The 20,193-nt window shown below is 48.9% G+C and carries 17 protein-coding genes; 5 read left to right on the top strand and 12 right to left on the bottom strand.

Annotated elements, in window-relative coordinates:
• Positions 1-260 precede the first annotated feature (260 nt).
• Positions 261-2,522 (bottom strand): helix-turn-helix domain-containing protein, encoded by a 2,262-nt coding sequence (locus KJS69_RS09190; RefSeq protein WP_213583425.1) that lies wholly within the window; start codon positions 2,520-2,522, stop codon positions 261-263.
• A 277-nt stretch (positions 2,523-2,799) separates the two neighbouring features.
• On the opposite strand from KJS69_RS09190, the gene KJS69_RS09185 reads away from it, so the two are divergent.
• Both KJS69_RS09185 and KJS69_RS09180 read left to right on the top strand, forming a co-directional pair.
• On the top strand, positions 2,800-4,374 hold the full coding sequence (locus KJS69_RS09185) for a type 2 periplasmic-binding domain-containing protein (RefSeq protein ID WP_213583424.1): 1,575 nt from the start codon (positions 2,800-2,802) through the stop codon (positions 4,372-4,374).
• 110 nt (positions 4,375-4,484) lie between these two features.
• Positions 4,485-5,084: a nitroreductase family protein gene (locus tag KJS69_RS09180; protein ID WP_249730440.1), complete on the top strand. Its 600-nt coding sequence runs from the start codon at positions 4,485-4,487 to the stop codon at positions 5,082-5,084.
• Positions 5,085-5,282: 198 nt separating this feature from the next.
• Here the strand turns inward: KJS69_RS09180 and murA are convergent, their stop codons facing one another.
• The gene (gene murA, locus KJS69_RS09175) at positions 5,283-6,593 is read right to left on the bottom strand and encodes a UDP-N-acetylglucosamine 1-carboxyvinyltransferase (RefSeq protein ID WP_213583423.1); all 1,311 of its coding nucleotides are present in this window, start codon (positions 6,591-6,593) and stop codon (positions 5,283-5,285) included.
• A gap of 257 nt (positions 6,594-6,850) precedes the next feature.
• Here murA and tlp point away from each other — a divergent pair, with 257 nt between their 5' ends.
• On the top strand, positions 6,851-7,078 hold the full coding sequence (tlp, locus tag KJS69_RS09170; protein ID WP_374706619.1) for a small acid-soluble spore protein Tlp: 228 nt from the start codon (positions 6,851-6,853) through the stop codon (positions 7,076-7,078).
• A 125-nt stretch (positions 7,079-7,203) separates the two neighbouring features.
• On the opposite strand, the gene rnz is transcribed toward tlp, so the two are convergent.
• Positions 7,204-8,145 carry a ribonuclease Z gene (rnz, locus tag KJS69_RS09165; protein ID WP_213583422.1) on the bottom strand — a complete coding sequence of 314 codons (942 nt, stop codon included), beginning with the start codon at positions 8,143-8,145 and terminating at the stop codon, positions 7,204-7,206.
• A 245-nt stretch (positions 8,146-8,390) separates the two neighbouring features.
• Positions 8,391-11,834, bottom strand: coding sequence for a methionine synthase (gene metH / locus KJS69_RS09160; RefSeq protein WP_213583421.1), 3,444 nt, complete (start codon positions 11,832-11,834; stop codon positions 8,391-8,393).
• 330 nt (positions 11,835-12,164) lie between these two features.
• Between metH and KJS69_RS09155 the strand changes: the two genes are divergently transcribed.
• Positions 12,165-12,704, top strand: coding sequence for a 1,2-dihydroxy-3-keto-5-methylthiopentene dioxygenase (locus tag KJS69_RS09155; RefSeq protein WP_213583420.1), 540 nt, complete (start codon positions 12,165-12,167; stop codon positions 12,702-12,704).
• Between the two features lie 199 nt (positions 12,705-12,903).
• Here the strand turns inward: KJS69_RS09155 and KJS69_RS09150 are convergent, their stop codons facing one another.
• The 4 genes from KJS69_RS09150 to KJS69_RS09135 all read right to left on the bottom strand — a co-directional run bounded on the left by KJS69_RS09150 (position 12,904) and on the right by KJS69_RS09135 (position 15,049).
• Positions 12,904-13,701, bottom strand: a complete 798-nt coding sequence (locus KJS69_RS09150; RefSeq protein ID WP_213583419.1) for an HAD family hydrolase — start codon at positions 13,699-13,701, stop codon at positions 12,904-12,906.
• 71 nt (positions 13,702-13,772) lie between these two features.
• Positions 13,773-14,306 (bottom strand): hypothetical protein, encoded by a 534-nt coding sequence (locus KJS69_RS09145; RefSeq protein WP_213583418.1) that lies wholly within the window; start codon positions 14,304-14,306, stop codon positions 13,773-13,775.
• 24 nt (positions 14,307-14,330) lie between these two features.
• Positions 14,331-14,513 carry a DUF896 domain-containing protein gene (locus KJS69_RS09140; protein WP_213583417.1) on the bottom strand — a complete coding sequence of 61 codons (183 nt, stop codon included), beginning with the start codon at positions 14,511-14,513 and terminating at the stop codon, positions 14,331-14,333.
• Between the two features lie 212 nt (positions 14,514-14,725).
• Positions 14,726-15,049 carry a LysM peptidoglycan-binding domain-containing protein gene (locus KJS69_RS09135; RefSeq protein WP_213583416.1) on the bottom strand — a complete coding sequence of 108 codons (324 nt, stop codon included), beginning with the start codon at positions 15,047-15,049 and terminating at the stop codon, positions 14,726-14,728.
• Between the two features lie 164 nt (positions 15,050-15,213).
• Here KJS69_RS09135 and lexA point away from each other — a divergent pair, with 164 nt between their 5' ends.
• A complete protein-coding gene (lexA, locus tag KJS69_RS09130) occupies positions 15,214-15,834 on the top strand; it encodes a transcriptional repressor LexA (RefSeq protein ID WP_213583415.1) in 621 nt (206 codons plus the stop codon).
• Between the two features lie 629 nt (positions 15,835-16,463).
• On the opposite strand, the gene KJS69_RS09125 is transcribed toward lexA, so the two are convergent.
• The 4 genes from KJS69_RS09125 to KJS69_RS09110 all read right to left on the bottom strand — a co-directional run bounded on the left by KJS69_RS09125 (position 16,464) and on the right by KJS69_RS09110 (position 20,060).
• A complete protein-coding gene (locus tag KJS69_RS09125) occupies positions 16,464-16,667 on the bottom strand; it encodes a hypothetical protein (protein ID WP_213583414.1) in 204 nt (67 codons plus the stop codon).
• Between the two features lie 198 nt (positions 16,668-16,865).
• Entirely contained in the window at positions 16,866-18,194 is a 1,329-nt protein-coding gene (glnA, locus tag KJS69_RS09120; RefSeq protein WP_213583413.1) for a type I glutamate--ammonia ligase, read from the bottom strand.
• Positions 18,195-18,230: 36 nt separating this feature from the next.
• Positions 18,231-18,641 carry a MerR family transcriptional regulator gene (locus tag KJS69_RS09115; protein ID WP_213583412.1) on the bottom strand — a complete coding sequence of 137 codons (411 nt, stop codon included), beginning with the start codon at positions 18,639-18,641 and terminating at the stop codon, positions 18,231-18,233.
• 162 nt (positions 18,642-18,803) lie between these two features.
• Positions 18,804-20,060, bottom strand: a complete 1,257-nt coding sequence (locus tag KJS69_RS09110; protein WP_213583411.1) for a methionine gamma-lyase family protein — start codon at positions 20,058-20,060, stop codon at positions 18,804-18,806.
• Between the last annotated feature and the right edge of the window lie 133 nt (positions 20,061-20,193).

The following is a 20,193-nucleotide window of genomic DNA, read 5'->3' as shown; positions in this document are numbered from 1 at the left end:
CTAACGCTGGTTGAGTTAATGTTTGCTGGTCTATTGTTTATGGGCAATGCTTATGGGCTGATCGATAAGACAGAAATCTTTCTCCCTCCCCTCTATTGATTTTGTGCCCTCAGCTTTCTCCTCCACCCTATCATCCACGGATAAACGATGTAAATATCTCTTTTTTGACCGATAGACTTTTTCAAAGAACAGGGATAGAAAGCGAAAAAAACAGCCGATAGCTGTTTTTTTACGATAGCTTTTTTTATCAACGACCTCTCCTATGGAGCAGCTTCCCAATAACTTTTCCGATAGTTCCCCGGAGTGATTCCCATATGCTTTTTGAATGCCCGGATAAAGGTTAACGAACGGGGGTAGCCGACAGTGGCCGCAATATCCTGAATGGTCTCTTCAGTCTGCTGCAGCAGCTCCGTAGCCTTCTCTATTCTCACTTGCACCACATAATCGATAAATTTGACGCCGAAGGCTTCTTTAAACAGCCGGCTTAAATAGCTGGAGCCCAGCCCGAACTCATTGCTTAAATGCATGAGAGACAAATCGGGATTGGAGTAATTATGGCTAATATACTGCTTTACGCTCTGGATGAGTTGATGGTTATTGTTCCTTTCCCTATACTCCTGCATTTCCGTATAAGCCTGCAGCAGAACCCGGTAAAATCCGTCATGAAGCTCCTCCATCGTCTCGGCTTGCTCCAGAATAAGCTTCAACTGCCCGTCTGCTTCGTCCTTCCATCGTTGCTGCAGCTCAGCGGGTAATGCCGCCACTTCCTTAGTCAACGTATACAGAAGATGGTTATGAAGACTGATTAAATCCTCCCTTGTATATAATCTCGACTGAAGCGAACGGTACAGATCGTTAAACTGATCCTCCCAATCCGCATCTCCTGATCGGTACGATTGGCTCAGTTGACGGGTTTCTTGCAGATGCTTGTATACTTCTCCCTTCGCTCGGGAAGATAGATCCGCCAGACTGATTAGACGATTATTGCCAAAAGAGGCCTTGTATTCCAGAGCCTGCAACGACGCTTGATAAGATGCGGAAATTTGCTCCGGCTGAAGAACGAGGGGCCCCACGCCGATCGTTACGGTGAAGGCCAGCAGATTCTGCACCCAATGCCGGAGCTTCTCAGCGAGCGGCATCATTTCCTCCTCTGCAATCCCCGGCTCCTCAAAGAAATAGAGCGCGCCAAGGCGGTTATCGTGAACCCACTCCGACCAAACCCGGGTTTGCCTAGTAGAGGCCAGCTCCGCCGTCACGGAACGAACGATGTGCTTGAGCAGATGCTGGTCGCGATGATTATATCGGCTGCAGAACGAGTGAATTCCATCTATTTCCGTCAGGACAACGATGAAGCAGCCGTGGTGCTCGTCAAAGCCGAGCTCCTTCAGCTCCTGTTCCCAATTCTGATCCAAAGAGACCCCTTCCATTATATTTAGGAACAACTGTTTTTTACGATAGGCCAGATTTTCTTTATTTTGCTCTTGCAGCGTATGAGACTTGTCCATCAGATCGTCCAGGGTGATACCGATATATTGCAATTCATCGACACGATCCTTTAGCTCCGAATGCTTCATAGAGGGCCCGGCATAGTCCGATATCCGTCTCATCATGACCTGAATAGGCTTATAATTGCGGCGGGTTACAAATACAAGCCAAACAATTCCGGCGAGAATGACCAGAAAGCCTACGACAATCCATACATAAAACAATGAAGAAACCCATTCAAGAATATTCCCGCTGTATATTCCGCTGCGAATCGTCCATCCCGTATAGGAGGAACGAGCGTAAGACAGCTCCGGCCCCTTGCTTGGGTCTGTGTCTTGCACCTTCAGCCCGTCGGAAGTCTGAGTGAACTCCTTAGTAGCTAACACTTTTCCCTGGGTATCGATCAGATCTACAAAGTTGAGATTCGATTCGGACATCCCGCGAATAATGCCGCTGAGGCTGTCCGTATTTACGTTGACAACCATTAAGCTGCCGTCGGAGATTTTGCCGAATTTGATTAAACTGACGACCTGGCGGGGAGGATTCTCCTCATGCTCCTGGTACTCGCGCTTGTCCAGCCAGCGGAAGGGACGCAGGCTTTTCACATATTTGCCGATGAAATACTTGTCGCCAAACTTTTCAACTGTTGTCCGAGTGGCCGGGGTTAAGACAACCTGATCCTCCGTTCTGAATAAATAGACGGACCCTATCATCGGATTTTTGCTCATCAGATCATTAAGAGCGGCCGCCGCCTCATAGTCGGCCTGCTGCCGATCGGCGGGAGCCACGGTTTGAAAAAACAGCTTGATCTTATCATTATGCATTAGCTGCTGCTGCATCAAAGTGTCGAGGTCCAGCAATGTATTATCTATTAGCTGCATAATGCTCTGCGAGAGCAATTCATTCGCTCGTATCGCGGACCGCTTGGACATCTCGTTTAGAGTTAAGTAGGTAATTAGCAGGAGGCTCAAACTAATCACAAAAAAAACCGGCAAGTATGACAGCAGAAGCCGATTAAACCAGTTTTTGCGCATCATTCTCCCCCCCACTCCAATATTATTAAAAATACTACTTGAAGGACCATTCCTTGTAAAGAACGAGTCCTTGCTTCTTTGCCGTCCTGGCAGTCCGGTATCATAGTTGAGAATAAGCGAAATTTTTATCCTTTTCACCGAACTTGGTCTGGACTTTATCCAAAACTTAGCCGGCAGCGACGATTAATTCATCCGTCCTTCTAGCAAAAAACGCTATCGTTATGTAAAATGATATCACCAAGCAATATACAGGATAATCAGGAAAAAGGAGTAAATCAGGGTGAAATTAATTAAAGCGGGATGGCTTGCACTAGCTGCGATCTGTATCGCGTGGAGTGGTTTTGCCTGGATTCAACGAGGAGCTTTATCAGGGGAACGGAATTTATCTCCAGAGGCTTATTCTGCAGAAGAAATCATGCCGCTGCATTTTTTTATCAGCAGTTCCTCGCCCGATGCGCTGACCAAACCGGAGGACGATTTCATAGGGAAGATTATAGAAAGCCGATTCCATGTCAAGCTAACGATGACGGTGATGGAGCCGGGATACGATTATGATCATAAGCTGACCGCCCTGCTGATTGCTAACGATCCGCCCGATATGTGGCTTGGGATCGGCCCGGATGGCGGAGCTCAGTATGCGCTCGATAATGCTCTTGCGGATATGACGCTGTTCATCTCCCCGACGACCATGCCCAATTACTTCAACTATTGGATCGACGAAAAGGAGCTGAAGGAATATCAATTTCACAACAAATTTATGCGCGCCCCTATCCCCTACGACAAAAACAGCTACCGCGCGTATTACATCCGCAAAGACTGGCTGGATCGGCTCGGTCTGGAAATCCCATCCGCCTACGATGAATATTACAAGGCATTGGAAGCGTTCACATATAATGACCCGAACGGCAATGGCCTGAACGATACGTATGGCTTTACCACCTCCGGCAACGGTTCGGAAATATCGACGGATTGGCCGGAGTATGTTAAACACGGGCTGTTATATCCGGCTTACTTCAAGGACGGCCAGTTAATTGATATGCAGACGGATTTACGGATCGCTGATGTCGTCACAGACATTCTGAAAGTCATTCAGAGCGGCTTGATTGAACCGGACTGGTTTTTGAACAAGGGAGCGGATTATGTCGATAAAGCCGTGCAAGGAAAAGTAGGGATCGTCCTGGGTGAGACGAAAGATTTCGCTTATGATTCCAACCCTGACAGCCTGCAAACCCGCAGCAGGGCCAGAGACCCTCAAGCGGACTGGGTTCCCTTCAACCCTTTTGGCCAACAACCGTTAAGAATCGCTCCATCGCCTCAGTATCCGTTTTTGTTCTCCAACAATACCGCAGGACTATATCCGGAAAAGCTCAAAAAAACGGCCGAAATCCTCGACTGGCTTGCAGGAGAGGAAGGTTTCCTGCTGACCCATTATGGTCTCGAAGGGATCCATTACACCAGGGATGGCAGCACCATTACTTTGATTAATTCGGACAATAAGGATAACCAGGATAGTTATTGGGCAGCCTGGAGCTTCTTCACCCCGGAGACGCCGCAAGTATTCGGCTTAACGGTCATCGATGATCGGCTGACCAGCCGGGACCAGTGGATCTATGATACGGTCACCGGGATCCCGATCTATGAAGGACTCGGCACGACCTTGACTCCTCCGCTCAATGTGAATGTCGAGAACATGCGGGCCAAGCAAAATGAGTACCAGGTGCGAATGCTCTTCACCGATAAATCCGGTGAGCGATGGCCGGAATACCGCCAACAGATTATGGCCAGCGACAGTTACAGAGGAGAAGAAATACTAAAGCATTACATGGATAAAATCAGAGCAGCCCGCCGGAGATAAGTCGAGAGATGAAATGAATACCGCCATCAGGTAATATAGTATAGAAAAGAAACTAGGATGAAGAGCAGAAATAGCCTTTTTCATCTGAACATTAGGAGGAATCGAACTAAATGATGGACAAACTGCTGCCAGAGGTGGCGGCTCAACGGGAAGCAGATTACGAGATTGACCCCGTCTTTTTGAACCGCTGGTCTCCCCGCGCTTTTGCTAACCGCCCAGTGGAGGATTCTGATTTATATGGGGTGCTGGAGGCAGCTCGCTGGGCTCCTTCCGGGAGCAATGAGCAGCCCTGGAGATTTATCGTGGCGAAGACTCCGGAGCAGCGCGAGCTCTTCCTGTCTTTTATCAACCCGTTTAACCGGGAATGGTGTCATGCCGCTCCTGTTCTGCTGCTGCTAATTTCCAAACAAGTGACGGAAGAAGGAAAAACGGTGGGCTCTCACGCTTTCGATGCCGGAACCGCTTGGGGGTATTTGGCCCTGGAAGCCACTCGCAGAGGATTATCGTCCCATGCGATGGGAGGATTTAATAAGGAGGAGGCCATGGCCAAGCTGCAGGTGTCGGCCGACTACGCACCTCAGGTTGTTATCGCCTTGGGTTACCGTGGAGATGAAGAGCAATTAGCGGAAAGAAATCGCATCCGGGAAACTCCTAATACGCGCATGCCTTTAGCGGAGCTCGTTATGGAAGGCCGCTTTTCCACCCCATAGATTAACCCGGTAGCAGGATCGGGATTCACGTCGTATGCAATTCAATCCAAAGCGGGCAGCCCCATTCATGGCCGGCTGCCCGCTGCTATTTAGCCACCTATTGCCTGGCAGGCCAAACCCGCACTATTGTGAATACAACAAGATTGGCTGGACTGATCCATATGTACTTGCTCCAGATCACAGGCCTCCAAGCAAGTTCTAGGCTTGAGCTCCGAAGCTTTCTTCCGAAGCACCGTCCAAATGATGAAGAGCCACGCCTTCATGAAGGGTTAAGCGAGCTCCCAGACCATTGAACAATCCTACGATATCTTCATTCCCTCGCTCGATATGCTCTATTCCGGTAATGGTCGTAATGCCTTCTGCGGCTAGCCCGGCCAAGATGAGAGAAGTGCCTGCTCTAACATCCGAAGCATGGACCAGATTGCCTTGAAGCGGAGCTCCCCCCTGGATAAAGGCGCTGCCTTTCTTAAGCTCAATATGAGCTCCCATTCTTCTTAGCTGAGGAACATGATTGAACCTCTCAGGATAGATCCGATCCGCTACAATGCTCCTTCCCGTAGCTAACAGGAGCAAGGAAGTAAGAGGCTGCTGCAAATCGGTCGCAAATGAAGGATACATTCCGGTCCGTATTCGGGTGGGCCTTAACCGGACGTCCCCATAGGCCGTAATGGACTTTTCCTTCGTCTCGATAATCAAGCCGATTTCTTTTAACTTGGCAAGACATGAAGCAAGGTGCTCCGGAATGACCTCGTCCACCGTAACAACTCCTCCAGTCATCCCCGCGGCCATTAAAAAAGCCCCGGCTACCAGGCGATCCGGAATGACCATATAATGACACCCGCTCAGCCGCTTAACCCCTTCAATCCGAATCTTGTCCGTCCCGGCTCCCCGAATGACCGCTCCCATCTGGTTAAGCAGGTTAGCCGTATCTACCACTTCCGGATCGCGGGCCGCGTTGTACAGAATGGTCGTTCCTTCTGCAAGCACAGCAGCCAGAATCGCATTGATAGTCGCTCCACATGTGATCGTATCAAAAAAGATCGTATTGCCGGTCAGTTTGTTCGCTTCGACGACATAATAGCTTTCGTGCAAGTGAACTTTTGCCCCTAATGCGGTCATAACTTTATGATGCTGATCAATAGGTCGGGATACGAAATCATCCCCTCCCGGATAGCCTATCTTCACTTTACCGGTACGCGCCAATAAAGCTCCCACAAAATAATAAGAGGAACGGAAAGCGGACGTCTTCTCCAAGCTCAGATCGGTGGACTGCAGTCGACTGGAATCGACAACAATTTCCCCCGCTTCGGTCCGTTGAATAGAAATACCGATTTCCTTGGCAATGCCTTCAATGACGCGGATGTCTAATATATTTGGAATCCCTTGCAGAGTAACGGGCTCCTCCGCCATACAGGCAGCAGCCAGCAATGCCAAAGAACTGTTCTTTGATCCGGGAATTTTCACACTTCCGGATAACGGTCCCGAAGGTTCCACCTCAATCCATCTCAATTCGGAATCCCCCTTCCAACATTCTGGTTCGTCTTTATAAAGCAAGTGTCGATTTAAACTCTCTCTATTCTTACCCGTTTCGGACAGCCAAATTTTTCCTTATGGTTGATGACCGACAATATCTATAGTTTAACCTCTTTAGAGGAGAGCAAATCAATGGAATTGTGACAAAATTAATGCACGTATAATTATAACCTTCGTAAGGAACTTTAATTTTGAGGGAGATTTCCCCAAAAATATTTTTGGAGGTAATAATTATGGCCAAACCGGACGACCGTTCCGACAATCTCAAAAAGCTGCAGAACAATGTGAAAAATACAATAGAAAACTTGAACGAAGCGGAAGAATACGTGAACGAGTTTGCTGGCGAAATATCATCCCAGGAGCTCCAACAAATTAAGCAAAAAAATGAAAATCGCCGGGAAAGCATTTCCGGATTACGTGAAGAAATCGAAGACGAAGCGGAATTTCAAGAAGAATCCTGACCCTGTCGAATCCAAGGGGACAAGCAAGCCGGCCGGTCTGGCTTCCGGTTGTTGTTAATCCGGAGGCCGGCTCCTTCAAAGCCGGCTTGCCTGCTTAATTAAGCAGATTATCCTCGTCTTATTACTTACTCCTCCGTCTCTGCTTTAGCCGACCATGGAATTTCTATACTCCACAAATCCTCCGCCAAATAGGTACGTCTAAAGATTTCCCTGGCTTCCGTCTGCAGTTGTTCCGCATCATCTTGATATCTTTGGCTGATATGAGTTAAGACGAGTGTACGCACACCCGCTTCCTTCGCTATTTGGGCCGCTTGCCTGGAAGTCGCATGGTAATACTGGTAGGCCAGATCAGCCAATTCTCCGGAAAACGTTGCCTCATGTACCAATAAATCGACTCCTTCGGCCAATTCTATGGCTGCCCTACAATAACGGGTATCGCCCAGAATAGCCAGATTCCTTCCTTGACAGCCCGGTCCAATGAAGTCCCGTCCGTGCAGGACCGTCCCGTCCGGAAGCTCAACAGGGTGTCCCAGCTTTAATCGTCCATACAGAGGGCCTGGCGGGACTCCTAGTTGCCGGAGCTTATCGGCGTCGAGACTTCCGATCCGATCTTTTTCCTCAATGCGAAAGCCGTAAGAATCAATTCGGTGCTCCAGCTTTTTAACAGAGACTGTGTAATCGCCTTCCGAAAAAAGCATACCTTCTTCTATTTCAATAATTTCACAGTCATACGCAAGTCGAGCATCACTTATATCCAGAACCGAAGTAATAAACGGTTTAATGCCTTTGGGGCCATAGACGACAAGGGGAGTGGTGCCTCCGACATATCCCCGGCTCGTTAACAATCCGGGAATTCCATAAATATGGTCGCCATGTAAATGTGTAACAAACAGCCTATTTATTTTACCCGTTTTTAGGGGAGATTTCAATAATTGGTGTTGTGTCCCTTCCCCGCAATCAAACAACCATATGCCTTCATTCTCCTCGGTTAAGTCTAACGCGACGGAGCTTACATTACGGCGCCTGGACGGCATCCCTGCTCCCGTTCCTAGAAAGACGACCCTCATATACCGGCCCCTCCCATCTGCGACAAAGAATACGATCATTATCTAATATATAGTCTAGGCTAAACGCTGCCGTCATAATCAATTATTATACTATGTATATAAAGAATAGAGTGCGAACGATTCAGTCATCCGCACTCTATTTTATTAAATTTTTCCTGAACAAAGCCTAATTTCTTTGCTTCTATCTTTTTACGGACTAGCGAGACCTCTTCCTGATGCAGGAGGAACCCGGTTCAAGAATCGGCCTATACTTTGTCCACGTTGAAATATTGGGCCTGCGGATGCGCAAAAACCATCGCGGACACAGAGGCCTCCGGGTCCATCATGCAGCCCTCGGTCAAATTCACCCCGATATCCTCCGGCTGCATCAATTCAAATAGCGGTTCCTGATCCTCCAGATTGGGACAGGCGGGGTAACCGAACGACACCCGGATGCCCTGATATCTCGCCCCTAGCCGCTGTTTCATCGTCATTTCCGGCGAATCGGGGAAGCCCCACACATCTCGCATAATGTGATGAATCCGCTCGGCGAACGCCTCGGCCACCTCTAGTGCGGTGGACTGCAGAGCGTGAGAGCGCAAATAATCGCCCTGGTCCTTCCAACGGCTCGATAATTCCCGGACGCCATGTCCTGCGGTAACGACCAGGAATCCGACATAATCCATCGTTCCGCTGTCTACGGAATTCAAGAAATCTGCGAGACATAAATGCGGTTCTACCGCCTGACGCGGAAAGCTGAAGGTTTTCAACACTTTGGAGTGATCGTTCGGGTCATAGATGATAATATCGTTGCCATCCGATTGAGCGGGAAAGAACCGATACATTCCATGAGCCTGCAATATTCCGTTACGGTTGACTTCCTCGAAAATACCATCGACAACTTCTTTCAATTGAAGTGCCTTGGGGTCTTTATTCTGCAGGAGCTTATCTACCCCGCCCCGCAACCCAAGATGCTTGCCCATCAGCATCTCAAAATTCACATAAGGAATCAGATGGTTGATAGGGTAATTTCTCATAATATGTCTATCCAGGTCCGGAGGAATGTAGACGGGGGCATCCGGATTGATTTTGGAGCTTCGTGCTCTGGATGGAGCGGGGAGCTCTTTTTCCTTCTTGCCCGCTTCCTGAACGACGGATTCTTTAGCTTCTCTTAATTGCTCAATTAACAGCTTCTTCTGCTCGGGATCGCTTAATTTATTGGCAATATCAAGCCCATCCATGGCATCCTTCGCATATAGGACCATTCCATCATATTCAGGAGCAATTCTGGTCTTGGTAAATTTCCTCGTTAAAGCGGCCCCCCCGACAAGAATCGGGACATCGATACCGGCGGTTTTCAGATCTTGAGCCGTGATGACCATTTGCTGTGCCGACTTGACCAGCAGCCCCGATAATCCTATCGCATCCGGCTTCTCCTTACGGAACGCTTCAATTAACTGCTCCGGCGGAACCTTGATGCCAAGGTTGATGATTTGGTAGCCGTTGTTGGACAGAATGATTTCCACCAGGTTTTTTCCAATATCATGAACGTCGCCTTTAACGGTGGCGAGCAATATTTTCCCTTTGACCGCCGATTCCTTCTTTTCCATGAACGTTTCCAGAAAAGCGACCGACGCCTTCATCACTTCGGCGCTCTGGAGCACCTCAGCCACGATCAACTCGTTATTGTTAAACAGCCGGCCTACTTCCTCCATCCCCGCCATCAGCGGGCCGTTAATAATATCCAGAGGAGCATATTTCTTGAGGGCTTCCTGCAGGTCTGGAATCAGCCCTTCCTTCGTCCCCTCGACGACATACGAGGCTAAGCGTTCTTCCAGAGTCAGATTGGAAACCTTCTCCTTCTTATCTACCTTCTTCACCCGGAAAAATGCGACAAACTCCGCCAGCGTCTCATCACTGGTATCGAAGATCAAATTCTCAGCCAATCTCCGCTCTTCCTCAGAAATGGAAGCGTATCGTTCCAGCTTCTCGGTATTCACAATCGCGTAATCGAGACCCGCTTTCGTGCAGTGATACAAATAGACGGAGTTCAATACTTCGCGTCCGGCCGGCGGCAGCCCAAAGCTGACGTTGCTTATTCCAAGAACCGTCTTACACTCCGGAAGCGCCTCTTTAATCAGCCGGATTCCGTCGATGGTTGCCTTGGCAGAGCCGATATACTGTGGATCTCCAGAACCGACTGGAAACACGTTCGGGTCAAAAATAATATCCTCAGGCCGGACATGATAGTCGTTAACCAGCAAATCGTACGACCGCTTGGCTACTCGCAATTTATCCTCAGCCCAGACGGCCATTCCCTTCTCGTCGATCAGGCCGGTAACGACAGCCGCCCCGTATCGATGAATGAGCGGAACTACATTATTAAACCGCTCCAAGCCGTCTTCCAGATTGATGGAGTTAATAATCGCCTTGCCCTGACAGTGCTTCAAGCCGACTTCGATGACATTATGGTCGGTTGAATCGAGCATGATCGGCGCTTTAATCTTCTTCACGACATGCTGCATGAAGGAAGCCATCACTTCCGGCTCATTTAATTCCGTATCCTGGAGGTTGATGTCAATGACATGCGCCCCGTTCTTAACCTGTTGGCGGGCGATTTCCGAAGCTTCCTCATATTTCTTTTCAAAAATAAGCCGCTTGAATTTACGCGAACCAATCACGTTAGTTCTCTCTCCGACCATGATCGGGCGATTGCTGTCTTCAATATATACGGTCTCTATTCCAGAGACGGCGGCAGGATGCATTCCTGTGGCTGCGCGCGGTGCGTAATCTTTAAGCGCGTCCACCAGCGCGCGAATATGCTCCGGTGTCGTTCCACAACAGCCGCCGGCAATATTAAGCCAGCCTTGCTCGGCAAAGCCGGCCATTTTGCGTGCCAATGATTCCGGGGACTCATGATAGTGTCCGTTCTCATCCGGAAGCCCCGCATTCGGATAGCAGCTGATGGCTGTCTTGGCCACATCGGACAAGGAGCGGATATGATCTCTCATGAACTCCGGTCCTGTCGCGCAGTTCAATCCTACGGAAATCGGCTCCAAATGCTCCAGCGAGACGTAGAACGCTTCAATCGATTGTCCGGCCAGCGTCGTTCCCATCGGCTCAATCGTACCGGAAATCATAATCGGAAGCTTGACGCCAAGATCTTCGAACGCCCGGCGGATTCCTATGCTCGCGGCTTTAACATTCAGCGTATCCTGGGAGGTCTCCAGCAGTAGCGTATCGACCTCGGCATCGATCAAAGCGCGGGCCTGCTCATAATAGCTGTCCGTCAGCTCATCGAAGGTCACTCCACCCGTGACCGATAAGGTTTTGGTAGTCGGCCCCAACGCTCCCGCCACATAACGTGGCCATTCGGGTGTGGAAAATTTACGGACGGCATCTACGGCGAGCTTGGCCGCCGCTTTATTAATTTCTACAGAGCGGTCCTGAAGGTCGTATTCTGCCAGAACGACACTCGTCGCTCCGAAAGTATTAGTCTCTATAATATCAGCGCCCGCTGCCAAATAATCTTCATGAATGCGGGAAATGACATCCGGGCGGGTTAATACCAGCATTTCATTGCATCCGTCCAATTCTTCGCCGCCGAAATCGTCTGCAGTTAACGGCTCTTGTTGAATCATCGTGCCCATGGCGCCGTCAAGAATAAGAATTTTTTTAGCCATTTGTTCTTGAATAGTAGGTTTTTGCAATCGATCTCTTCCTCCCCAATGTCAGTCCAGATTCCAGTGATCCTATAGTACGAATGATTTATCTTTAAGTGTACCAAAATTTTCGGATTTAGCAAAGAGATTAATTCATACTATTTTCATCAGATAACTTTGGAAAATTTCAGGTAAAGCATCGACATCAGCGAATCCTTGATTTATAATCTTTAGTATGAGACTGTTGAGAGAGTGCTCCACGTAACTTCTTCGTGGCCTATAAGGGGTTTATACACGCTTGCACGAGCTTGTAATTCGCGCGATTACTCCAAGCTTTCTCAACAACCCGTTATTATACTGTTTAGTGGAGGGAGCCCTATGGCGCAAATTAGAATAAGAAATACCGATGAACGAATAAGCGGAGAAGAGAAGGTCAAGGAGTTTCTCGATAAGCAGGGAGTGCTCTATGAGCATTGGGATGCGAATAAGCTTCCGGAGTCGCTGCGTAATAAATTTATACTGAGCGATGAAGAGAAGGCAGAGATTCTTAGCACCTTCGATTCGGAAATTCGTGACCTCGCCTCCAGACGCGGATATTTAACCTGGGATATCATTGCCCTATCCGATGCGACTCCCAATCTGGATGAATTGCTTAAAAAATTTGAACAGGTGCACACTCATACCGAGGATGAAGTGCGTGCCATTACTGCGGGGAACGGAATCTTTATTATTAAAGGAAGTGATGATGTGGGCTATTTCGACGTAGAGCTTACAGCCGGCGATGTGATCTCTGTACCGGAGGAGAAGCCTCATTTCTTCACCCTAATGGATGACCGTCAAATTGTTGCCGTCCGCTTGTTTATAGAAACAGAAGGATGGATCGCTCATCCGTTCGAGGACCCAGCATTCGTCAAGTAAATCGGCTTGCAAATAACCACACCTTCTAATGATCGAGGGTGTGGTTATTTTATACAATAGAATCTATAGGTCTCTGCTTCCTGAATAACATCAAATTCTATTTGGCGATAAAAACATCAACTAAAACGCGGCCGCTCATCGTCAAAATACTCCGACAGGAGTTTATCTCATTATTCTGACTTGCTTGGCCCATGAAGTATTAGAGAGAATCAAGGATGCCCTGAATTTCGGTTAAGCTGCTAATTTCATAGCCGGGAACAATATCGTCCGTTCTTGTCAGCTCATGACGATTAATCCAGACTGACTTCATTCCCACTGAGTTAGCCCCCAATATATCGGTCGTCAGCTTGTCCCCGACCATCAAGCCTTCGGAAGGCCCGATCCCCAATAGCTTCATTGCATGCTGAAAAATGGACGCGTCCGGCTTGCCTTTGCCAAAGGATCCCGAAATGACAATATGATCAAAATAAGTTGGCAGCTGTGGAACTCCATCCAGCTTCTCCTGCTGCAAATCCGGAGAGCCGTTCGTAAGCAGCAGCAAAGAATAGCTTGCCTTCAGCTTGGCGAGTACTTCGAAGGTCTCTTCATATACATAGGCCCTTGCCCGGCGCTCCGCAGGGAAGCGCTCTGCCAGTTCCGCCCCCAGCCCCTCGTCATCGATACCGGCCGCCTTCAGTCCCGCGGTCCAGGCATCTTTGCGATACTTAGGAGCTAGCGTATTCAGCTTTCTAAACCCTTCCAGTTGATGCCCCTCTTCAAACCGTCCCCATAGCCCTTCAAAAGGATTGATTCCTATCTCCTTGGTAAATGGATACGTTTCATATGATTCATATAAGGAACGAGCGGCTGCCCGCACACACGGCTCCAGCTTCTGGACATCCAGCCGGGGATAGACTTCTCCGGCTCTGCGGCAGGTCGCCTTGAACGCTTCCTGAACACTGCGATCATCCCACAGCAGCGTATCATCCAAATCAAATAAAACGGCTTTGATCGCCATAACCCTCTTCCCCTCTTTATCCGTTGCGATTAATTAATGTAGGCAGGCAATAAAAATCACTTCTCAAAACCTTAAGCTTGCTGTTCACCAGGAACAGAAGAATCCGCCCACTTTACTTTATTCTTCTCGGCGAATGGCTTCAGCTCTTCTTTAATGGCCGCTATATCCATGCGGTGCATAAATCTAGAGTAAACCCATCTCATTCTCTTCGTCTTAAATTGGATGACCACATAGCCAGGCATAAAGGTAATCTCTTCAATATCTTCCGCCGGGACCGTTTTGTCCCCGCCGAATCGACGCGATGTCAGCTCGGTCTTCCCCACTCCCAGCATCGGACGCCGCAGGAAGAAAATGATCAGTCCAAGAACAAAATAACTGATAGCTATAAACCAATAAGAAGCGTCATTCTGATAAATATCATAGAATAGAAGTGTGAAGACGCTAGAAAAAGCAACTAAAAAAAACGGAAGCATCCAGTTTCTTCCGAGAAATCTCTTATATGGCTCCGATTGAGCATATGAAACGGCAGGCTTGCCCTGCTTTTTCCTGATCTTATCCGTTTGTTTCCGGTTTTTTTCCACCATTCTTTCCCATTTACGGGACATGACCGTTCCCCCTTGAAGCGAAGTCTACTTTGGTTCGTCCTCTACATATTTAATGTTGTCCAGTTGAGATTTTAATGACCTTTTGAAAGCATGGATATATTCCTTGCGGAGTTCATTTCGTTCTTCCAATTCTTCATCGGTCAAACCTTCCGCTTTAGCCTTTCGGGCCAGCTCATTAATCCGTTTAATCGTTTCCTCCATGGACATAGTTTCAACCTCCTGTCTCAGCCGTCTGTTCCTCCATGAAAAGCAGACTCCACGCTGTTTCTACTTTGCCATTCTGCCTGTAAAATGTCAAGTTGACCAGCCCCATTGCGGAGCTGGTCATCATAGAGTTGTTCGCTCAAGCTGAGCATCAGGAAATCAGGCTGACCTATCTTAAAAGATAGGAGTGTATTAAAGATCTATGAGTACATCTATTAAGGCAAATATAGAAGCTGTCCTTCGTGCAAGACGACGCTCTTTAATTGATTCATCTTCTTAATCTTGGATAAATAAGCACGCACATCTTCACCTTCCGGCGCATGTTTATTCGCGATAGACCACAGGGTATCGCCCGGGGCCACATCTATTTCTTTCCTGATGGCCATGGCTTCTGTCCTTTCGTCAACGGCATAAGCAGGAAAAATAAATTGATAAGATGCAGAAATGAAGCCAAAAACAAGGACAGATAATAGCAAAATACGAATAATGATCTTACTTGAGAGAATAGGCCGGCGTTCAAGCACGATGGATGCTTTCATAAATGAATACCCCCAAACACTTGTTCTGTTAGTAGAATATCACGAACAAATGTTTGTGTCAATGTCTCTGCATCATTATTTAATAGATTATTCGAACCCATGTTTGTACGAACTCCGGTTCTGTGATATACTTTATTTAATTATTTCCAATTGGAGTGATCACATTGACCAAATTGTCCAACCGTCAGCAGGCGATCTTGGAGTTTATCAAGAACGAAGTTCGCGACAAGGGCTATCCCCCCTCCGTTCGTGAAATAGGCGAAGCTGTGGGACTTGCCTCCAGTTCCACCGTACACGGACATCTCGAACGGCTCGAGAAGAAAGGCTTGATCCGCAGAGACCCGACCAAGCCAAGAGCGATCGAGATTCTTGATGGCGACGAATCCGTCAGCTTGCTGCCATCGTCCATTGCAAGAGTCCCGTTGATCGGTAAAGTAACGGCCGGAATGCCGATCACCGCGACAGAGAATATTGAAGACTACTTCCCGCTTCCGAGCCATTACGTCGGTGATCATAATGTATTCATGCTAAGCGTTATGGGAGATAGCATGATCGAGGCCGGCATTCACAACGGCGATTATGTCATTGTAAGACAACAGCCGACCGCTGATAACGGAGATATTGTAGTAGCTATGACGGAAGACGATGAAGCGACGGTTAAAACATTCTACAAGGAGAAGGATCACATCCGACTCCAGCCGGAGAACTCCAGCCTGGAGCCGATCCGGTTGAATAATGTCACCATTCTTGGGCGAGTGATCGGAATTTTTCGCGATATTCATTAATCGGCTGCCAATCTTTATACGCCACATCAACTAACCTCCTGCGCCACGGATCGTTCGGCAGGAGGTTAGTTGTATTCTATAGTGCTGTGGCACATCGAATACTGTAGCTGCGTCTTCATCTTCTTAGCTCAACTTTCGCAGAGCGGAATCCGCTTCAAGGTTCGATGCGACTGGCTACGCTGTTGCCGCGTCAGCGGAATGGGGGCCTAACTGTAGTTTGTGTAGGTAAATTCTAGCGAATGGCAGCAAGCAACTAAACTAGATGGAAAAACTGCAGTCAGTATCGAGACTTTTGACTGTTATCGCCTTTTTAGCAGAAAGTAGCTGCAGTTTTTCCACTTAGCTTTCGTTTTTCGCCCTTGAGAAGCAAACTAGCTGTATGAAATCCAATTAGCCATCTATACCACTATTATGCCCCTGTCGGGACGCCACGTGGCAGATTGTTCTATTTGCTGCATGATCAAGTCGGCACACTCAACCGGGCTATCGTCCTGCATGCAGGCTACTCGATTGGATCCAAGAAATCATCATAAAAGCAGGAAAGAAGATCAGATCAGTAGTTTTCCCCCCCCATTATCCCATTATCTGGCTTACCTCACTCCGATGCCTCAGTTGTGAAGCGGGGTGTCTCAAACCACTTCCCCCACTCGTATCGGACAGACCGCCATAATATTCCCGATAATAAATGTACGCGGCCCCCTTTGCTCCAAGCAGTAGGCATGGACCCGCTGCCCTTCGGCAGATTTGATGACCACCGTGCGCTGACTGAACCGATTATGCCGATCAAGGTAAATGATCTCCACTGTTCGCCCTATATATCTGCTTACTTCCATCCTCCCTCGCCTCCAGCAAGAACATTTGTTTGTATTATATGCAAACGAATGTTCTGTATGCAACAGGAAAAAAGCCCCTGCTTGTTCACAGGGGCCGCATGGGACTCGTCCATTCTCTCGTTCCGTCAGTTTACGACTATTATTGCAGTAGATCGATAGATGTGAAGCCCAATCGCTCAGAAAGGCCAGACTAATAAATCAATACAAGGTCAAATATTGGTCTCGTTCCCAGGCATGAACTTGGGTTCGATACATGTTCCATTCGATTTCCTTCAGCTCATAGAAATGGGTTAAGGCATGCTCCCCTAGCGCGTCTCGGATGAGGTCGCTGCCGACCATTTCCAATAGCGCTTCATGCAAGTCAGCCGGCAGACTGGGAATGCCCTCAATCAGTCTTTCTTCATCTGACATGACATAGATGTTACGGTCCGTTGGAGGCGGAAGCTGCAGCTTCTTTTGGATACCATCCAGCCCGGCTCTTAACATGACCGCTAGGGCAAGATACGGATTCGCCGCAGGATCCGGGTTTCGCACTTCGACTCTCGTGCTCAGGCCGCGGGAAGCCGGTATTCTGATCATCGGACTGCGGTTGCTGGCCGACCAGGCCACATAGCACGGGGCTTCGTAGCCCGGAACAAGCCGCTTGTATGAATTGACGGTCGGATTAGTAATGGCCGCCATCGCCCGGGCATGCCGCATAATTCCGGCCATATACTGCCTGGCCGCCTGGCTGAGGCACAGCCTGTCCGCTTCGTCATAGAAGGCGTTGGTGCTTCCGGTAAACAACGATTGATGACAGTGCATCCCGGACCCGTTCACCCCGAACAGAGGCTTGGGCATGAAGGTCGCATGCAGTCCATGTTGTCTGGCGATAGTCTTGACCACCACCTTGAACGTCTGTATTTGGTCCGCCGCCTTCACCGCATCGGCGTATTTAAAATCGATTTCGTGTTGACCAGGCGCTACTTCATGATGCGAAGCTTCAATCTCGAAGCCCATCTCCTCCAGCGTTAACACAATTTGCCGACGGCAGTTCTCGCCGAGATCGGTTGGCGCCAGGTCGAAATAACCGCCCTGGTCGTTCAACTCCAGGGTCGGATTCCCTTTGTCATCCGTGCGGAACAAGAAAAATTCCGGTTCAGGTCCGACGTTCATTGAGCTGTACCCCATGTTATCGGCTTCCTTAAGGGCCCGTTTCAAGATTCCGCGCGGGTCTCCGGGAAAGGGCTGTCCATTGGGCAAATAGATGTCACAAATCAAGCGAGCCACACGATCTTCCGCTACCCACGGAAAAATAACCCATGTATTCAAATCCGGATACAGATACATATCCGACTCTTCGATTCGCACATACCCTTCGATGGAGGATCCGTCGAACATCATTTTATTGTCTAATGCTTTAGGCAGTTGGCTGAGCGGGATCTCCACGTTCTTGATTGTGCCGAGCAAATCTGTAAATTGCAGCCGGATAAATCGAACGTTCTCTTCCTTGGCAATCTTCAAGATGTCTTCCTTCGTGTAGCTCATACTACGTCCTCCTAACCGATTCGAGACAGGGATTGACTATGGATTAAAAAACTTGGAAATGTCCCCTTGAATTAAGGAGACCTGATCCGGCCGACGGCCTCCGATCAGTTGCTGCTTCAACAACCTGCGCAGCTGTGAATCGGTCAACTCCTTGCGCTTGACCCGGGAGAGCTCGTTGATCAAGGTCGCTTCTTCCTCACCTGTCGTCTTAGGCTGAAGCATTTGCTTGATCCCCGCCATATTGGCGCCTTTTTCAATATATTTCTTAATTTCCAGCAAACGCTCTACATCATTGAACGAAAAAAGCCTTTGATTGCCATCTGTGCGGGCGGGCTTCACCAATTCATGCTGCTCATAATAACGGATTTGCCGTGCGGACAACTCCGTCAGCTTCATGACGATTCGAATCGGAAACAGAGCCATATTTCTGCGAATAGCGTCGCTCATCGGCAGTCACTCCTATGAGTGGTAATCTCTCCTGATTGTAACTTTCTGGCTATAATCCCGTCAAGAAAATTACCGTTCCGAAAGCTGGTAATGACCGCCAAACAAGCTGCACAAGCACACTCTTTTTTAATGACCCGGCCTAACAAAAAAATACTCTTTCCGCTATTGATCCAGCAAGCCTTGCCGCCATAAATGCTCCAAAGCGATAATAGCCCCCAGCTTGGCATGGGAATAGGTAAGTCCGCCTTGCAGGTAGGCTATGTAAGGCTCGCGAATGGGAGCATCTGCCGAAAGCTCCAGACTCCCCCCTTGGATGAACGTTCCCGCAGCCATAATGACCGGATGCTCATAGCCGGGCATTTCCGACGGCTCCGGAACGACATAGGCATCAACGGCCGCCGCTTTTTGGATTCCTTGCACGAAGGTGATCAGATGATCCGGGCCGGTGAAACGGATCGCTTGGATCAGATCGGTTCTCTTCTCATTCCAGCGCGGGCTCGTCTCAAAGCCCAACTGATCGAACAAGGAAGCGGCAAAGATGCTCCCTTTCACCGCTTGTCCGACCAAATGCGGCGCGAGAAACAGCCCTTGATAGATGCTTCTCGTCGTCTCCAGCATCGCTCCGACTTCGCCGCCGATTCCCGGAGCGGTCAGACGATAAGCCGCCTGCTCGACATAGCGCCGCTTTCCGGCGATGTAGCCTCCCGTAGCGGCTATGCCGCCTCCCGGATTTTTGATCAGCGAGCCGGCCATCAAATCGACCCCTGCCTCGGTCGGCTCTATTTCTTCAGTAAATTCGCCATAGCAATTGTCTACAAAAATAATGACGTCCGGCCTAAGCTCCTTCACCCGTCTGACCATTTCGCGGATTTGCTCTATCGTAAAGGCCCGCCTCCAATCATACCCGCGGGACCGTTGAATGCCGATCACTTTCGTACACGGTGTCAGCTTCGTGCGAATGGCTTCCCAATCGGGGGCTCCGTCCTCGTGCAAATCGACATGGTCATAGCCGATGCCCCAGTCCTGAAGAGAGCCCTTGCCATCCCCAGGGGTGCCAATCACTTTATGAAGGGTATCATACGGGCGGCCCGTAATGTACAGCAGATCGTCTCCAGGGCGCAGCACGCCAAACAAGGCGGTGGAAATCGTATGGGTTCCCGAGACAAAATGCGGGCGAACCAGCGCCGCCTCCGCTCCAAACACATCGGCATAGACCAGATCCAACACTTCCCGCCCTCTGTCGTTATAGCCGTAACCGGTGGAAGAAGCAAAATGGTAATCGCTCACCTGATGCTTCTGAAAGGCCTGAATCACCTTCCATTGATTATGGTCGACCAAGCGGTCCACCTCTTGCAGCCGGGCTTGAATCTCCTGTTCCGTTCTCTCTATATACGGACGTATGGCGTCGTTCACTTGCATGTTTCTTCTCTCCCTTATCTCATTCACGACAAATTTATATTGTATATTCGGCTCAAAACTATAAAGAGCACTCAACGAAATAGCTCCCGAAAAAGTCCAATTGGCGGGAACTATATATGTTGAACTAAAGAAT

The sequence above is a fragment of the Paenibacillus sp. J2TS4 genome (assembly GCF_018403245.1).
GTDB lineage: Bacteria > Bacillota > Bacilli > Paenibacillales > NBRC-103111 > Paenibacillus_L.
The sequence above is the reverse complement of the archived record's forward strand: the minus strand, read 5'-3'. Positions and strand labels throughout refer to the sequence as shown.

Bases quoted from the DNA above. Each gene is read 5' to 3' on its own strand.
- KJS69_RS09190 (WP_213583425.1), bottom strand. From the start codon at position 2,522: ATGATGCGCAAAAACTGGTTTAATCGGCTTCTGCTGTCATACTTGCCG.
- KJS69_RS09180 (WP_249730440.1), top strand. From the start codon at position 4,485: ATGATGGACAAACTGCTGCCAGAGGTGGCGGCTCAACGGGAAGCAGAT.
- tlp (WP_374706619.1), top strand. From the start codon at position 6,851: ATGGCCAAACCGGACGACCGTTCCGACAATCTCAAAAAGCTGCAGAAC.
- rnz (WP_213583422.1), bottom strand. From the start codon at position 8,145: ATGAGGGTCGTCTTTCTAGGAACGGGAGCAGGGATGCCGTCCAGGCGC.
- KJS69_RS09155 (WP_213583420.1), top strand. From the start codon at position 12,165: ATGGCGCAAATTAGAATAAGAAATACCGATGAACGAATAAGCGGAGAA.
- KJS69_RS09150 (WP_213583419.1), bottom strand. From the start codon at position 13,701: ATGGCGATCAAAGCCGTTTTATTTGATTTGGATGATACGCTGCTGTGG.
- KJS69_RS09145 (WP_213583418.1), bottom strand. From the start codon at position 14,306: ATGTCCCGTAAATGGGAAAGAATGGTGGAAAAAAACCGGAAACAAACG.
- KJS69_RS09140 (WP_213583417.1), bottom strand. From the start codon at position 14,513: ATGTCCATGGAGGAAACGATTAAACGGATTAATGAGCTGGCCCGAAAG.
- KJS69_RS09135 (WP_213583416.1), bottom strand. From the start codon at position 15,049: ATGAAAGCATCCATCGTGCTTGAACGCCGGCCTATTCTCTCAAGTAAG.
- KJS69_RS09125 (WP_213583414.1), bottom strand. From the start codon at position 16,667: ATGGAAGTAAGCAGATATATAGGGCGAACAGTGGAGATCATTTACCTT.
- glnA (WP_213583413.1), bottom strand. From the start codon at position 18,194: ATGAGCTACACGAAGGAAGACATCTTGAAGATTGCCAAGGAAGAGAAC.
- KJS69_RS09115 (WP_213583412.1), bottom strand. From the start codon at position 18,641: ATGAGCGACGCTATTCGCAGAAATATGGCTCTGTTTCCGATTCGAATC.
- KJS69_RS09110 (WP_213583411.1), bottom strand. From the start codon at position 20,060: ATGCAAGTGAACGACGCCATACGTCCGTATATAGAGAGAACGGAACAG.